This is a genomic window from Pontibacter sp. HSC-36F09 (assembly GCF_024171605.1).
Taxonomy (GTDB): Bacteria; Bacteroidota; Bacteroidia; order Cytophagales; family Hymenobacteraceae; genus Pontibacter.
Map to the genome: position 1 here is coordinate 184740 of NZ_JALKAA010000001.1, position 15971 is coordinate 200710.

Below are 15971 nucleotides of genomic sequence, written 5' to 3' on the forward strand. Positions count from 1 at the left end.
TTAGATCCCAAAGCCATATTTGTACATACTATCAGAAAGCAATCTGTCCGGCGAATTCATCTTGTCCAGCAGCTTCTGATAGCGGGAATCCTGCCTGACCGTCTCCGGAGTCCAATGCTCGTGCTTGAGCGAGATAAGCAAAGGGTCGTGATCTTCCAGACCCTTCTCGAAAAAGTGAAAGGCCTCGTCCAGATCATCATTCAACCACCCTGCTGCTATACCTATTACAGTGCACACAATGTACTCCTTTTTTGCCCGCTCTTTCAGGTCCTTCAATTCCGCCCTCGCCCTATCGAAGTTTCCCATTTTGCAAAGCGTCATGATCAAGGCACCATGAGTAAAGCTGTGCTTATTCGAGAGTACCATCAGGCGTTCGAACACAGCGAGCGCCTCCTCATGTTGGTGCAAAAACAGGTATGAGTAGCCCTCATACAGGTTGCATAAAAAGGAATAGGAGTCCAGGTCAAGTCCGGTTTTGCAGGCGGCAAGCGCTTCCTTAAACTTGCCGGCTGCGTGCAGGATCTGGGCATATATGCCAAAGCAAAGCGAACTCAAGGGATCGAGCTTTATCGCTTTCCTGCCATGTTCCTCTGCCTTTGCAAAATCGCCCTTCATCCAGGCGAGGTAGTTGAGTCCATACCGGAGGTGTGTTTGCGCATGGCTCGGATTCAGCTGCAGTGCTTTCAAGAAGTGTTTCTCAGCTTTTGGCAGGTCCCAGATGTAGCAGTAGTAAGAACCCAGCGCGGTATAAGCCTCACACAAAGACGGGTTAAGCTGCAAAGCTTTCTCAGCTGACTGCTTCCCTTTGAACATGACCTGCTTCGGTGGCAGCATACCATAAAGCCCGGCCAGCACATTAGCGTCTGCGTAGTCTGCATGCGCCAAAGCAAAGTCAGGGTCCAGTTCCAGGGCTCTCTGAAGATACTTGATCCCGGAGATGATGTAGGAGCCGCGTCTGTTGAGGTAAAACCTTCCTTTCAGGTATAGCTCATAGGCTTCGGTGTTGTGGGTCGTCGTTTTTCTGAGCCCGCCCCGACCTTTTTCCAGCAGCGTCACTTTCATTTTCTCTGTAATAGCCGTCGCAATCTTATCTTGGATCGCAAAGATATCATCCATACTACCATCGTACCGCTCTGACCACAGGTGAAACCCGTCTTCCACTTTGGTGAGTTGCACCGTAATTCTCAACCGGTTGCCTTGTTTGCGCACACTGCCTTCCAACACCGTGCTCACGCCCAGCTTCTCTCCTACCTCCCGCAGGTCAGCATTTTCCCTGCTGAATTTGAACGAGGAGGTACGGCCTGCCACTTTCAGGTTTTTGAGGCTAGACAGTGCATTGATGATCTCTTCCGCAACTCCTTCACTGAAATACTGTTGCTCAGGATCGTTGCTCAGATTCACGAGCGGTAGTACGGCAATGCTTTTGGCAGGGGCCCTTTTAGCTGTTCGAAGTGCCGGTGCTTTCTTCTCTTCTGTTTTTCCTTTTAGGGAATTGGGCGTTGGCTTTACTAAATCTTCGTGATCCAGGGCAAATACCTCGACTGGCCGTTCTATGTTCTTCAGTCGATAAATTCCTACAGAATAAGTTTTTACTTCGGGATGGTTCGCAATCTCATCCCGCACCTTGTCAGAGATCAGTACACTGCCTGCCACACCCAGTGACTCAACACGCGAAGCAAGGTTCACCCCATCCCCGAACAGCTGCTCTTCATCAAAAATTACATCCCCCATGTGCAAGCCCATACGAACGGGAACTGGCGGCTCCTGCAAATAAGCCAGTTGCATGGCCAGTGCACATTCCACTGCCTCCACCGCACTATGAAAAACACTCAGGGTACCGTCTCCATAGTACTGCACGACCCGACCGCGGTATCGCTTATGCTCCTGCTGTAGCACTTCACGATGCCGGTTTTTAATAGCCAAGGCCTGCTTCTCATTCTGCTGCATCATGGCAGAATATCCTTCAATATCAGTGAATAGGATAGCGGCAAGCTGACGATGTTGGCTCATAACGAGAAATACTTAAGCTTCATAATAAATATAATCCATATTTATAACCCATACTTTATATTTACGGTAATCTTATTAAAATGAATAGCGCCACCTCGCACAATCTGCCCGAACCTATTGGCTCCGACAGCTATAAGCAGTTTAGAAAGCAAAGAGAAATGCGGCATAAACAACATGGAATCAACCATTTACAATTGTTATCTTCCGTTACAAAGCTCCCCGATACTGGCACATCCTACGCAGTTCCTAGCTTCTATAAATGTATTAATTATATATAGCCACAAACTCATAAGTACTTAATTATCAGCATAATAAATATAGTTTTATTAGGATTATATTGCTTTAAATTTTAACTTCATCAGTAAAACTGACTCAGTATACCTAGCCTGATGTCGGAATAAGATGAAGATGAAAAGCTGCAGAAACGCTAAAGACTAAAATTATGATGGAAGATGATATTCTGGATCGAGCAAATGCCTTTGTGGGGCTAAACCTTCCGATGAATGGCACGAACGAAGCTGTTGGTTTTGACCTGCAACACACAAAAACGCTGGTTGCCGTAGCCGAGGCGATCAGTAAATTCTGTGATTTTAGCGACGAAGAAACCCGTTTACTTCTGCTGGCAGCCTGGCTACACGACCTCTACTACAGTGATTCCGGAGAGTTGCTGGATGAGCAAAAGATCGCACCGATTACTGAGTTTCTGGTAAGCTGTAACCTGAGTCAGGCAGAAATCTTGAGAATATCGCAGTGCATTGCCGCTACCCATTACCCGCAGCGCCCGCGCGACCTGTTAGAGGAAGCACTCTGTGATGCTGTTGCCAGCTTCCTGGCTTCTGAAGATTACATGACAAGAGCCGAGAGGAAGGCAGCTAACCCAGATACCAAAGTGTCCCAATACGACTGGATAGACAGGCATCTGGCCCTGCTCAAGAAGCACTATTATTATACAAAGTACGCCAAAAGGGCTTTCTCTGCCGGCAAGGAGCAAAACATCAAACTGCTGAAGAAAAAGCGTAAGGAGCTTAGTAAGGAGAATGAAGAACTGGAGGCCCTATGGGAAGAAAACAAAGTTCTGAAAAAGGATCTTAGAAAGGAGAAAGAGCAAAAAGCCAGCAAAGGGATCGAGACGATGTTCCGGACGACCATGGCCAGTCACCTTCAGTTGAGCGTGATAGCCGACAACAAAGCGAACATGCTGATTTCTGTTAACGCCATCATTGCCTCCATTATGATCTCGTCCTTCTTCAACAAGTTTCAGGACGTGCCCCATCTGCTGTTGCCATCTATCTTGCTTACAGTAGTTTGTTTGGTTACTATTATCCTGGCCATACGCTCCACACGGCCTAATACCAAAAACACAGCCATGCCTGAGAATAAGATCGACTTCTTATTCTTCGGAAACTTCATTCAGCTCGATTCCTATACCTATCGGGAAGGTATCCGGAATATGATGCGGGATCATAACCTGCTTTATAACAGCATGGCGGATAATATCTACTTACAGGGAAAAGTGCTCTCTAGGAAATACCGCCTTTTAAAATTGGCCTATACCGTATTTGCGTTTGGCTTGGGGGCTGTTTTGCTCAGTTACCTTGTTGCCTGGCTGTTTTTGGCATAGTCTAAAATGAAAAACCTCACTTACCAACATCAGGTAAGTGAGGTTTTCTAATATAACAGAACAAGTGATTAGCTCACCGTTCCCCCGTTTTTCACTTCTTTGCTTGGCTGCACAAAAGCCAGCGAGCCGTCGGCATTTTCGGCCATAAGGATCATGCCCTGGCTGGTAATGCCTTTGATCTCACGCGGCGCCAGGTTTACCAGAATACTCACCTGCTGCCCGATGATTTCCTCCGGGTTGAAAAACTCAGCTATACCGCTCACCACCGTGCGCTGGTCTATACCTGTGTCGATCTTCAGCTTCAGCAGTTTTTTGGTTTTGGCCACTTTATCGGCTTCTATGATCGTACCGATACGGATGTCCATCTTCGAGAAATCCTCAAACGAGATGTTTTCCTTGGCTGGCTCCACGACGGCATTGGCCGCTTCGTTGGCTTTTTTGGTGTCGAGGAGTTTCTGTACCTGCGCCTCTACAGCAGCATCTTCAATCTTTTCGAACATCAGCTCCGGAGTACCGATCACGTGGCCAGTAGCCAGTAAATCTGCTGAACCAGCAGCCATCCAATCGCCAAGGGGCTGGTTGAGCATGTTGCTTAGCTTTCGTGCTGAAGTTGGCAGGAACGGTTCCATCAGGATGCTCAGGCTGGCAGAGATCTGCAGCGCAATGTTCATGATGGTCTTCACGCGCTCCTCGTCTGTCTTAATCAGCTTCCAGGGCTCGGTGTCAGCCAAATACTTATTACCCAAACGGGCCAGATTCATGAGTTCGCTCAGGGCATCGCGGAAGCGGTAGCGCTCGATGTAGGTGGCAATCACCACCGGCATACCTTCCAGCACACCCAGCACTTCTTTGTCGTAGTCCTGCAGCTCACCACGGACCGGTACTTCGCCGTTGTAGTACTTTTGGGTGAGCACCACAGCGCGGTTGATAAAGTTGCCCAGAATGGCTAATAACTCGTTGTTGTTGCGGGCCTGGTAATCCTTCCACGTGAAATCGTTGTCCTTACTCTCCGGGGCGTTGGCACACAAGGTATAGCGCAGCACATCGCCTTTGCCCGGGAACTCCTCCAGGTACTCGTGCAGCCACACCGCCCAGTTGCGGGACGTGGAGATCTTATCACCTTCCAGGTTCAGGAACTCGTTCGCCGGCACGTTGTCTGGCAGCACATAGTCGCCGTGGGCCTTGAGCATGCTCGGGAAAATGATGCAGTGGAACACGATGTTGTCTTTGCCGATGAAGTGCACCAGTTTCGACTCCGGGTCTTTCCAGTAGGTTTCCCAGTCCGGGGTGAGGTCTTTGGTAGCCGAAATGTAGCCGATCGGTGCATCGAACCACACGTAGAGCACCTTGCCTTCGGCACCTGCTACCGGCACGGGCACTCCCCAGTCAAGGTCGCGGGTTACGGCGCGCGGCTGCAGTCCCTGATCGATCCAGCTTTTGCACTGACCGTATACGTTCGGCTTCCAGTCGCCTTTGTGGCCTTCCACGATCCACTCGCGCAGCCATGGCTCGTACTCGTTCAGCGGCAGGTACCAGTGTTTGGTCTCACGCATTACAGGAACAGCGCCACTCAGCGTGCTTTTTGGGTTGATCAGGTCGGTGGCGTTGAGGGAAGTACCGCAGCTCTCGCACTGGTCACCATAGGCGTTCTCGTTGCCGCACTTCGGGCAGGTGCCCACGATGTAGCGGTCAGCCAGGAACTGCTGCGCCTTCTCGTCGTAGTATTGCTGCGTGGTCTGCTCTATGAACTTACCGTCGTTGTACAGCTTCAGGAAAAAGTCAGAGGCTGTTTCATGGTGCGTCTGGGAAGAGGTGCGGGAGTAGATGTCGAATGACACGTTAAAGTCCTCAAACGACTTTTTGATCAGTTCGTGGTACTTGTCCACGGCCTGCTGCGGCGTGATGCCTTCTTTTTTGGCCCGGATCGTAATCGGCACGCCATGTTCGTCAGAGCCGCAGATGAATTTCACATCTCTGCCCTGTGAGCGCAGGTAGCGCACATAAATATCGGCAGGCAGGTATACGCCCGCCAGGTGACCAATGTGCACCGGACCATTGGCGTAAGGCAGGGCCGCCGTTACTGTATATCGTTTATAGTTTTCAGCCATAGTTCTCGTAAAAACGCAAATATACAAATACCGGTCGGATTGATAGGCGACATGCTACCTAATCCAAAAAAATGACAATTATAAACTGACTAGTCCGCTACTTTTTCGTAAACGGTAAACCAAACCATCAGGAACACAATCACCCGAAGTATATGAAGAACCAAGATAATTTTCACGAGAAGAAGCGCGACAGCGGACACTTGGGAAAAGACAGCGACAAAAAGAAAATCAGTGGTAAGCCCGCTCCTAAAAGTGCCGACCGGGAATCGGAGACCACTCCACCCGACCATGAAGTGTATGTGAACCTGGAACCGGACGAACTACACATTGGTGACGAAGAAATTGAAATTGAGGATGTGAGCGATCTACGAGACAAAGACAGTAATAAGGATAAAAACAAGAAGAAAAAATAAGCAAGAAGCGCTGCCCCGAGAGGCAGCGCTTCTTGCTTATACCTTAGTTGTTTCCAACTGGCGGTTTGGTGGGGAGTATACGTAGGATGCGGTGTCGCGTAGAATCTACGGGAGCGTTGGGCAGTTGCTGAGGTCGCACTTCAGGTGGCAGGTTAACGGGCGCATTGCGGTCATATTCTTCAATATTTCGCTTACGGTTAATGTCACTTGCCTGCTCATAGATCTGGTTACGCACCGGATCGCCTTCGCTATACCTGACACGCTGTGAATGGTCAGGATTAGGCGGCAGAGTACCTTTCCCTCCTTCCGAGAGCGAGGTGCATCCCATAGCCCCCAGCAGCACGATCCCCCCTAGCCAGTTTATGTACCTTTTCATCTCGTTTCATCTTAAAATAGTAAAACAAAGACATTGATTAAAATGCCTTATACTATGTATACGGATGAAAAAGTATAAAAGCGCGCTATTTACTCATTTGTATCAGCGAGGCTACTTTCCCCCACTTGTGTTAGCATGAGTCCCTCAGGGGCGGGTGTCACCCAAGCTAATTTTGCCAGGTGGTGCTCTGCTTCCTTCTGCACATCTTTGTACTTCGGATAGCGCTCCTGCAGGTATGGATAGAGTTCCTGGTATTGCAGCACCTCGCCTGCCTGTATATTCCTCGCCTTAAAAGCCGCCATAATGGTCTGCGCCAGATTTTCTATGTTCTCCGATTCAGAGTGTAGTTCAGTCATATCTGTTTTCTCATTAGTGTTGGATAGAAAGTACGGTGTATGGGAGTTTAGAGTTGAAATTTGAGTAATTGTTAAATTATTGAAAAGGGTTTTGTAGGGACAGGTCGCGACCTGTCCGAATCGTGCATCGGCAATCATGAATCCGTATACCTATCCGAGTCATTTTACGCTAATTATACACCGCTATACCTTAAATCGTATACCAAATCCCCCTCCTCGGAGAGGCAGGAACAGGTTGATAATTCGCCTAACAATTTAATCATTCAACAATTAAGCAATTTAATTACCTTTCTTAAACCCAAGCGCGGCTGAGTTCAGGCAATAGCGCAGACCGGTTGGCTTCGGGCCGTCGTCGAATACGTGCCCCAGGTGCCCACCGCATTTGCCGCACACGACTTCGGTTCGCACCATACCCATGCTGCGGTCAGCAATCTCTTTCACATTTTTGCCGGAGATCGGTTTAAAGTAGCTGGGCCAGCCGGTGCCGGAGTCAAACTTGGTGTCGGAACTAAAAACCTCGTTGCCACAGGCGGCACAGGTATAGACGCCCTTTTCGTGGTGATCATTATACTTGCCGCTGAAGGCAGGCTCTGTTCCTTTCTGGCGAAGTACAAAATACTGCTCCGGCGTGAGCTGCTTTTTCCACTCGGCATCCGTTTTATTGATCTCGTAGGTCTGCTTAGATTTTTGGGAGCTGCCATTTTGTGTGGCTTCTGCGTCAGCTGAGGCGACAAGAACAGCTTCAGAATCGGTAATGGGTTGGTCCTGTTGGCCGCAGGCAGGTAGGCTTAGCAGCAACAGTAAGGTATAGACATAAAACATTTTCATACAGTTGTTTACGAAATTACAGAGCAAAAAGCAGGCCCCTTTTGATTATTTTATACCTCATTGAACAAAGGAAGCCTGCATAATGTTTGCTCCTTAACAATAGCCATCGTGCTGAAAGAGAAGATTTAATAATTACCTAACCTGTTTATTTCGAGCGAACTACTAAAAATACGAAGGCTTTTACATACCTTTGCACCTCGAAAAATCTATTCAATGCAAAATATTCGAAATATCGCGATTATCGCACACGTAGACCACGGCAAGACGACGCTCGTGGACAAGATCATCCACGCTTCAAAGCTATTCGCTGACCACCAGCACTTTGACGACCTCATTCTGGACAACAATGACCTGGAGCGCGAGCGCGGTATCACGATCGTTTCCAAGAACGTATCGGTTCGTTACAAAGGCGTTAAAATTAACGTTATCGACACGCCTGGTCACGCCGACTTCGGTGGTGAGGTAGAGCGTGTACTTAAAATGGCTGATGGTGTACTCCTTCTGGTAGATGCTTTTGAAGGTGCCATGCCACAGACACGTTTCGTATTGGGCAAAGCCATTCAGCTGGGCCTCAAGCCGATCGTGGTAGTAAACAAAGTAGACAAAGAAAACTGCCGTCCTGATGAAGTGCACGAGCAGGTGTTCGATCTGATGTTCAACCTCGAGGCATCTGAAGACCAGCTGGACTTCACTACGCTTTACGGCTCCTCTAAGCAGGGCTGGATGAGTACTGACTGGACACAGCCAACAACTGACATCACGCCGCTTCTTGACGCTATCATTGATGTGATTCCTGCCGCGCCTTACCGTGAAGGTACACCGCAAATGCAGATCACATCGCTTGACTACTCTTCATTCGTAGGTCGTATCGCAATCGGTCGTGTGCACCGTGGTACCCTGAAAGAAGGTATGCCAATCAATTTGATGAAAGCAGATGGCTCCGTTAAGAAAGGTCGTATCAAGGAACTTCAGGTATTTGAAGGCCTGGGCAGAAAATCAGTAGAGGAAGTATCTGCCGGCGAAATCTGCGCTGTAACAGGTATAGAAGGCTTCGACATTGGCGACACCATTGCTGATGCAGAGAATCCGGAGGCACTGCCACGTATCTCGATTGACGAGCCAACTATGAACATGCTCTTCACGATCAACAACTCTCCTTTCTTCGGCAAAGAGGGCAAGTTCGTGACATCGCGCCACCTGCGTGACCGTTTGTTCAAAGAAACAGAGAAAAACCTGGCCCTGCGAGTACAGGAAACCGACCGTGAGGATTCTTTCCTGGTATTTGGTCGTGGTATCCTGCACTTGTCAGTACTGATCGAGACGATGCGTCGTGAAGGTTACGAACTGCAGGTAGGTCAGCCACAGGTAATCTATAAAGAAATTGACGGCGTACGCCACGAGCCAATCGAGCACCTGGTAGTAGACGTTCCGGAGGAGACTGCCGGTAAGGTAATCGAACTGGTGTCGATGCGTAAAGGTGAACTGACCATTATGGAGCCGAAGGGCGACCTGCAGCACCTGGAGTTTACAATTCCAGCGCGTGGTCTGATAGGTCTGCGTAACAACGTACTGACTGCCACTGCCGGTGAGGCCATCATGAACCACCGCTTCCAGTCATACGAGCCGCACAAAGGTCCTATACCTGGACGTAACAACGGTTCTATCATTTCGATGGAAACAGGTCCGGGCACAGCCTACTCAATTGACAAGCTGCAGGACAGAGGTACTTTCTTCGTTGATCCGGGTGTAGACGTTTACATGGGTCAGGTAATTGGCGAGCACAACCGCCAGAACGACATCACGGTGAACATCCAGAAGGGCAAGAAGCTGACTAACATGCGTGCTTCCGGTTCTGATGACAACGCCAAGATCGCTCCGGCCAAGAACTTCTCGCTGGAAGAAGCCATGGAATACATCCAGAAGGATGAGTACCTGGAAGTAACGCCAAAGAGCCTGCGCATGCGCAAAATTTACCTCGACGAGAACGAGCGTAACCGCATGAGCAAGAAAGAAGAAGTAGCGTAGGTATAGCCTGCTCTAGATAACAAAGCCCCGACCGGTATACCTGGTCGGGGCTTTTTGCTTTGGGGCATTTGTAATTGCACCCCCTTATACCTACACGTGACTTTAAATATTTTCTCAGAAGTTCGTGTGGAATTCCAGAGCCAATTGTATCTATAAGCTGCTATATAATCACACCCTAAAAATTCGCCATGTTACGACAGCTCTTCTCTAAAACTGGTCTATACCTAGCCTTCTGCCGCCTTCAAAAACAAGCAGCCAGTCGCGCGAAATCTGGCCGGCCAGCTATTGCCGGGATGGTTCTACTCACACTGCTGTTTTCAATCGCCGGGTGCCAGTCGCAAAATGAGGAGACTGAGTACGATGTCGCTGAATCAGTTATGATGGCACCTCCGCCTCCCGAAGTACCTCCCATGGAACTGCAGCGGAAGCTGATAAAAGAGGGACAGGTAGAATACGAAACTGACCAGATTGAGCAAACTCGTCAGCAAGTGTTCGCTGTGGTAGAAAAACACAAAGGGTATATTGCCTCTGACAATGAGTTTAAATCTCCGGGAAGGACCAGCAATACCCTGGTCATCAGAGTGCCCGCCGACAATTTTGACAACCTGTTGCGTGAAGCTACTGCAGGTGTGAAGAAGTTTGACGCCAGGGAAGTAAATGTGAAAGATGTTACAGAAGAGTTCCTGGACATACAAGCCCGCCTTAAAACTAAGAAGGAGCTCGAAGCCAGGTTCCTGGAGCTGCTCAAGAAAGCAAATACCGTAACGGAGGTGCTGGAGATCGAGAAGCAAATCGCAGCCCTGCGCTCTGACATCGAATCAATTGAAGGGCGTCTGAAATACCTTGAAAACCAGGTTTTCCTCTCTACCCTGACTATGACTTTTTACGAAAGCGCCCCTGTCTATACCGAGTTTTCGAAAGAGTTTAAGGCCGGCTTCCGGAATGGCTGGGACCACCTGATCTGGTTCTTTGTGTTCCTTACCAACATCTGGCCCTTTCTACTCCTGGGGCTCCTGTTGCTGTTCGGGCTAAACGTCTATAGAAAGCGATACAAAAAATAGCCCCACATGCAGCAGCCAAAAATAAAGTTGAACTAACAGCCTTACGCCTGACTCTATGCTTCAAAAGATTCTCTTTGCGCTAAGTCCATACCTATCTCCTGCCCAATGACCATGCTATCAGGTATAGGCAACTGGTACCATGACTGAAGGCATGATCAGCGTATAAGAATTGTACCAGATGTGGAGGTAAAAACGGCTGCTAAAGATTCCAAAGCAGGCAAGAGAGCGTTGGTACAACGTGCAGTAATGATCATCAAAAAGAAAATTACAGCCGGAGTAGAGCTCGAACTAGCTGCTTTTTACCCTTTACTATTGTACGCTTACTCTTATAAAGTATACCTATGCTTATTTTATAATTTTACATATTTAAAATATAATTATACAGCATACCTTTCTCATATTACCATACCTATTATATTATGAGAAAATATGCTTTCTTTGCCGGACTTATTGCACTGGTTTTTTTATGTTTCACGCCAGCTGCAGCCCAATTCAACGTGGGGAAAAACCTCAAAAATAAGATCAACTCTAAGATCAACCAGAAGGTGGATCAGCAGGTTGACAAGTCTATAGACGAAACACTGGAAGGCAAAAAAGAAGCTACTGCCGACAAAAGCGATGGAAAGAGCGGTGCTGCCAAAGCAAGCGGGTCAGGATCAGGGGAAGTGAAAACGAAAGCCTGGAGCAAGTACGATTTTGTGCCGGGTGACAAGGTACTGTTTGCAGATAATCTTTCGGGCGAAGAGAACGGTGAGTTTCCATCGCGTTGGGACCTGAACAAGGGCAACGCCGAGGTAGCCGATTTCGGAGGTGAACCCGTCATCAACATGGTAGCCACCGGCACGAGCATAAAGCCCCTCATGAAGCGGAAAAACTGGCTCCCCGAAACATTTACCATCGAGATGGACCTCTATTTTGACAGCGACAACCCCAACGTGGCCTATGAAATTTTCCTGGTAGACGACATTAATGATTATAAGGAAGAGATCAACGGGCACTTCTGGGAACCGATAGATGTGCGAGCGAACGGCCTCCGGTTCAAAACCTATGGCTCTGTGTCAGAGGAACTGGAAGCAAAAGGGGTGAGTAACCAGTGGCGCCACCTGTCCATCGCTTTCAACAGGCGCAGCATGAAGGTATACCTGGACGAAGAACGCCTCATTAACATCCCGAATGTAACGGGTACGCCAACCGGGCTTCGTATAGAAATAGACAAGCGCATTGATGCGAACACAATGGTGAAGAATGTGCTGATTGCGGAAGGCGGCAAAAAACTGTACGACCAGATGGCGGCCGACGGCAAAATAATTACCTACGGCATCAAGTTCGATGTAAACAAAGCTGATATACGCCCGGAGTCAGCGGGAACGCTCAGCAGCATCGCCAAACTCATGGAGGAACAGCCTGCCCTTAAGTTCAGCGTGGAAGGCCACACCGACAGCGATGGGGACGACAATGCTAACATGAAACTCAGTCAGCAGCGGGCTGAGGCAGTTAAGACTTACCTGATCGGGCAGGGCATTGCAGCAGAGCGGTTAGAGGCCAAAGGCTTGGGCGAGTCCAAACCCATCGACAAGAACGCTACGGCCGAAGCCAAGTCGAACAACAGGCGGGTGGAGTTTGTGAAAAAATAAAACAACAGGTATACCTGCCGGTAACGGGGGCTGTCGCACGATGCGGCAGCCCCCGTTGTTTTATAGCGTTTTATATCCTTATTCAGGTATAGCGCCAACCTGAGTCTTTGCGCACGCTTCACTTTCATCTACCGCTGGGTTGTACTGCTTCTTGCGCTTCACAATTAAAATAACGTCTATACAACAGCTCCCTTGTAAACATTAGCGCTGATTTACGTTAGATAGGCAGATAAATTTGAAAACCTACTCTGCATGAAAAGCTACCACCTGCACGTTGTCTCACTCGCGTGCATCCTCCTTTTTTCCTCAGGCTGCGCCCGGAGGAATTTCTTTGCGAAAACACCCGTCGTTGATCAGGCGCAATACCAACAGCTTAAAACTGCCTCTCCTGCCGATGTAGACAGTGTGACTGTCATGGCTGGTGAGCATTATAAACGCTCCGGGTTCTATAATCTTTTCTGGGGCAAGCACTACCGCGAGGTATGGGCCACGCCTGTCACAGTCAGCGTCTTCGATATGAAAAAGGCCAAAGGCGGCCTTTCTATCGAGAAGCTCGGGGGAGGTATGCAGACCACCAGCCTCACCCTGATCGATGACAAGGGCTTTACCTACGCGCTGCGCTCGCTGGACAAGGACCCGGCCGGCATTCTGCCTAAGTTCTGGGGCAAAACCTTTGTGGCAAACGTGCTCCGCGACCAGACCTCGGCCATCAACCCCTATGCCGCCTTCGTGCTGCCCACCATGGCTAAGGCAGCAGGTATACCGCACTCAAAACCAGAGCTGGTGTACGTGCTTCCATCCGATACCACCTTCAGAGAATACGGCGACAGGTTCCAGGACCGCGTGTTCATGATCGAGGAGAAATACAACGACGACCGCACCCTTACACCCATGCTCGGCAACGCGGTGGATATTGCCAGCTCCAAAAAGATGCTCAATAAACGCTTTGGCGACGATGACCACTTTATCGACCAGCGCGAGTTTGCCCGTGCCCGTCTCTTCGACCTGTTCATCAACGACTGGGACCGGCACGAAGGCCAGTGGGAATGGGCGGTGTACGACGATGGCAACAACAAACGCTACCGCGCCATCCCCAAAGACCGCGACAACGCCTTCTTTAAGTTTGACGATGGCATCATTCCCTGGCTCTTCAGCCGCAAGTGGGCCATCCGGAAGTTCGAGACCTTCGGCCCTAAGTATAGGGATGTGTATGCCCTGATGATGAATGCCAGCTTTATTGACCAGCGCGCCCTGACTGAACTGACTGCGGAGGACTACCGGCAACTTGCCACCGAACTGCAGGCATCCCTGACAGACGAGGTCATTGAACGGGCTATCCGCCAGTTTCCGCCCAAGGTATACGACCAGCTGGGTGAACGGACGATCCGCACGCTCAAAAGCCGCCGCGACCTGCTGCCGCAGGCCGCTCAGGAATTTTACCTGCACCTGGCCAAGAACCCATTGGTGATCGGGACTGATCAGGAAGAGCGGTTTGAGGTGGAGCGCCTGAACGACGAAGAGACAGAAGTGAAGGTGATCCGGTTGTCTGACGATAAACAGGTATACCACCGGGTGTTCAAACGCAGCGAAACCAAACAGATCACCCTGCAGGGGCTGGCCGAGGACGACGAATTTGAAGTGAAGGGTGATGTGAGCAAAGGTATACGCATCGTGATTGTGGGTGGCCGCGGTGAAGACGAGATCAAAGACAAATCGAATGTGAAAGGCTGGCGCCGCAAAACCATTGTGTATGACACCAAACGGGGTACCGAAATCGAATTTGGACCCGAAACCGTCGATAAAACCACCAGCGACGTTAGAGTACACGCCTTTGACAGGGAGGGTCACTAACCAACCCTTCCGCAAAGCACCAATTGACACCCCGTACCATGCACCCTAAACGTTATTATCACTTTACTAATACCCTTTTCTGTTTGCTAGGCCTGTTTATGGCAGGCTGTATCGGCAACAAGTACACACATAGCCTGCAGCAGGTGCCCCCTCCTGCCCAATCTGCTGCTGCTATACCTGCCTACACCGACAGCACCATCACGGTAGCTGTTGGGGAACACTACGGTCGCAGCGGGCTGCACACGTTCTTCTATGGCAAGCACTACCGCCCTGCCTGGACTACGCCGGTCGAATTCAGGGTACTGGACCTCAGCACCGAGAAAGGTGGCCTGTCGCCTACCCAACAGGGCGGCAGCCGGCAGACCAAGAACCTGCGCCTGGAGACTGCTGACGGTAAAGAATACGTGCTTCGCTCGGTGGATAAAGATCCTGCCACGGCACTTCCTGAAAAGTGGCAGCAAAGCTATGCCGCCAACATCATCCGCGATGCGACTTCCGCCACTCACCCGTATGCAGCCCTTGTGCTGCCTCCCATGGCCGAAGCCATCGGGATACACCACACTAAGCCGGAACTGGTTTATATACCGCACGATCCACGCCTGGGCGAGTATCTAGAGGATTTCGGTGGTATGGTCGCGCTGATGGAGATCAGACCAAACGATGACTTGTCCGGCGAGCCGGGGATGGGGAACTCTGAAAACATCAAAAGCACCCGGGCCATGCTCAAGGACCGCTTCTTCGAAAACGACAGCCACGTGGACGCCCGTTACTACCTGCGTGCCCGCCTCTTCGATATGCTGATCGGTGACTGGAGCCGGCACGAAGACAACTGGCGCTGGGCGCAGTATAAGCACGACGACGTAAAAGTATACCAGGCCGTTCCCCGCGACCGTGATAATGTATTCTACAAGCTCAATGATGCGATCATTCCCTGGCTCTTCATGCGCACGGGCCTGAAAAAACACTTCCGGACGTATAGTGATAACTTGTCAAACCTGGATGACCTGAACAGAAGCGGCCGCAACCTGGACGAAACCATACTCGCCAGTCTCTCCTATCAGGAATGGATGGAAGTGGCTGACAGCGTAAGCAGCGCGCTTACAGATGAGGTAGTCGAACAGTCGTTCCGGCAAATGCCCGATAATATTTACCAGCTCACGGCTACCCCCATTATGGCCCAACTGAAGTCCCGACGCGACAAACTGAACAAGTCCATCCAAAAGTACTACAAAAGTTTAATGCGGGAGGCGATCGTCGTGGGGACTGACAAGCACGAAAGATTTGAAATTGAGGTACTGTCTGCTGACGAGGTGCGGGTACAGGTAACAAGATCAACAAAGAGGGGAAAGAGCGACGACAGCTATTTAACCGGGTGTTTCAGGCCTCCGACACAAAAGAGATCCACCTGTACGGCCTCAACGGCGATGATGAGTTTATAGTGAAGGGGGAAAACCGGCCAAAGATCAAAATCAAGGTATGGGGTGGCGCTGGCGAGGACAGCTATACCGTGAAAGGCCCCAAGCGTATGGCCCGGCGCATCTCGGTAGAAGACACGGAATACCGCAACTCTTATGACCTGAGTCCGGGCACCCGCCAAAAGACCAATCAAAACCCACCGGCCAACCAGTTTGATGCCGAAGGCTGGCTGCTGCGCTACTACCTGGATTAGAAAAATAACAAGCACAAAA

The 15971-nt window shown here is 50.0% G+C and carries 13 protein-coding genes; 8 read left to right on the forward strand and 5 right to left on the reverse strand.

Annotated features, from left to right (window positions below; all coding sequences use genetic code 11):
• Positions 1–2010 (reverse strand): adenylate/guanylate cyclase domain-containing protein, encoded by a 2010-nt coding sequence (locus tag L1278_RS00760; RefSeq protein WP_253400597.1) that lies wholly within the window; start codon positions 2008–2010, stop codon positions 1–3.
• A 442-nt stretch (positions 2011–2452) separates the two neighbouring features.
• On the opposite strand from L1278_RS00760, the gene L1278_RS00765 reads away from it, so the two are divergent.
• Positions 2453–3631: a Pycsar system effector family protein gene (locus L1278_RS00765; protein ID WP_253400598.1), complete on the forward strand. Its 1179-nt coding sequence runs from the start codon at positions 2453–2455 to the stop codon at positions 3629–3631.
• A gap of 68 nt (positions 3632–3699) precedes the next feature.
• Here the strand turns inward: L1278_RS00765 and metG are convergent, their stop codons facing one another.
• On the reverse strand, positions 3700–5739 hold the full coding sequence (gene metG, locus L1278_RS00770; RefSeq protein ID WP_253400599.1) for a methionine--tRNA ligase: 2040 nt from the start codon (positions 5737–5739) through the stop codon (positions 3700–3702).
• A gap of 152 nt (positions 5740–5891) precedes the next feature.
• Between metG and L1278_RS00775 the strand changes: the two genes are divergently transcribed.
• Positions 5892–6152 (forward strand): hypothetical protein, encoded by a 261-nt coding sequence (locus L1278_RS00775; protein WP_253400600.1) that lies wholly within the window; start codon positions 5892–5894, stop codon positions 6150–6152.
• Positions 6153–6195: 43 nt separating this feature from the next.
• Here L1278_RS00775 and L1278_RS00780 read toward each other — a convergent pair whose 3' ends face one another.
• The 3 genes from L1278_RS00780 to msrB form a co-directional block, all read right to left on the reverse strand.
• The gene (locus tag L1278_RS00780) at positions 6196–6528 is read right to left on the reverse strand and encodes a hypothetical protein (protein WP_253400601.1); all 333 of its coding nucleotides are present in this window, start codon (positions 6526–6528) and stop codon (positions 6196–6198) included.
• Positions 6529–6617: 89 nt separating this feature from the next.
• Entirely contained in the window at positions 6618–6884 is a 267-nt protein-coding gene (locus tag L1278_RS00785; protein WP_253400602.1) for a hypothetical protein, read from the reverse strand.
• A 279-nt stretch (positions 6885–7163) separates the two neighbouring features.
• Positions 7164–7712, reverse strand: coding sequence for a peptide-methionine (R)-S-oxide reductase MsrB (gene msrB / locus L1278_RS00790; protein ID WP_253400603.1), 549 nt, complete (start codon positions 7710–7712; stop codon positions 7164–7166).
• Positions 7713–7925: 213 nt separating this feature from the next.
• Between msrB and typA the strand changes: the two genes are divergently transcribed.
• The 6 genes from typA to L1278_RS00820 all read left to right on the forward strand — a co-directional run bounded on the left by typA (position 7926) and on the right by L1278_RS00820 (position 15952).
• Entirely contained in the window at positions 7926–9737 is a 1812-nt protein-coding gene (typA, locus tag L1278_RS00795) for a translational GTPase TypA (protein ID WP_253400604.1), read from the forward strand.
• 188 nt (positions 9738–9925) lie between these two features.
• Positions 9926–10798 (forward strand): DUF4349 domain-containing protein, encoded by an 873-nt coding sequence (locus L1278_RS00800; RefSeq protein WP_253400605.1) that lies wholly within the window; start codon positions 9926–9928, stop codon positions 10796–10798.
• A 419-nt stretch (positions 10799–11217) separates the two neighbouring features.
• Positions 11218–12432, forward strand: coding sequence for an OmpA family protein (locus L1278_RS00805; protein WP_253400606.1), 1215 nt, complete (start codon positions 11218–11220; stop codon positions 12430–12432).
• 252 nt (positions 12433–12684) lie between these two features.
• Entirely contained in the window at positions 12685–14283 is a 1599-nt protein-coding gene (locus L1278_RS00810) for a hypothetical protein (protein WP_253400607.1), read from the forward strand.
• A gap of 83 nt (positions 14284–14366) precedes the next feature.
• Positions 14367–15722, forward strand: coding sequence for a hypothetical protein (locus tag L1278_RS00815; RefSeq protein WP_253400608.1), 1356 nt, complete (start codon positions 14367–14369; stop codon positions 15720–15722).
• Entirely contained in the window at positions 15656–15952 is a 297-nt protein-coding gene (locus L1278_RS00820) for a hypothetical protein (RefSeq protein ID WP_253400609.1), read from the forward strand. Before L1278_RS00815 ends, L1278_RS00820 begins: the two co-directional genes overlap by 67 nt.
• The last annotated feature ends 19 nt before the right edge of the window (positions 15953–15971 follow it).

Excerpts from the sequence above, each read along its gene's own strand:
- L1278_RS00810 (WP_253400607.1), top strand. The coding sequence starts at position 12,685 with ATGAAAAGCTACCACCTGCACGTTGTCTCACTCGCGTGCATCCTCCTT.
- L1278_RS00785 (WP_253400602.1), bottom strand. The coding sequence starts at position 6,884 with ATGACTGAACTACACTCTGAATCGGAGAACATAGAAAATCTGGCGCAG.
- L1278_RS00800 (WP_253400605.1), top strand. The coding sequence starts at position 9,926 with ATGTTACGACAGCTCTTCTCTAAAACTGGTCTATACCTAGCCTTCTGC.
- L1278_RS00760 (WP_253400597.1), bottom strand. The coding sequence starts at position 2,010 with ATGAGCCAACATCGTCAGCTTGCCGCTATCCTATTCACTGATATTGAA.
- L1278_RS00765 (WP_253400598.1), top strand. The coding sequence starts at position 2,453 with ATGATGGAAGATGATATTCTGGATCGAGCAAATGCCTTTGTGGGGCTA.
- metG (WP_253400599.1), bottom strand. The coding sequence starts at position 5,739 with ATGGCTGAAAACTATAAACGATATACAGTAACGGCGGCCCTGCCTTAC.
- msrB (WP_253400603.1), bottom strand. The coding sequence starts at position 7,712 with ATGAAAATGTTTTATGTCTATACCTTACTGTTGCTGCTAAGCCTACCT.
- L1278_RS00775 (WP_253400600.1), top strand. The coding sequence starts at position 5,892 with ATGAAGAACCAAGATAATTTTCACGAGAAGAAGCGCGACAGCGGACAC.
- typA (WP_253400604.1), top strand. The coding sequence starts at position 7,926 with ATGCAAAATATTCGAAATATCGCGATTATCGCACACGTAGACCACGGC.
- L1278_RS00805 (WP_253400606.1), top strand. The coding sequence starts at position 11,218 with ATGAGAAAATATGCTTTCTTTGCCGGACTTATTGCACTGGTTTTTTTA.
- L1278_RS00780 (WP_253400601.1), bottom strand. The coding sequence starts at position 6,528 with ATGAAAAGGTACATAAACTGGCTAGGGGGGATCGTGCTGCTGGGGGCT.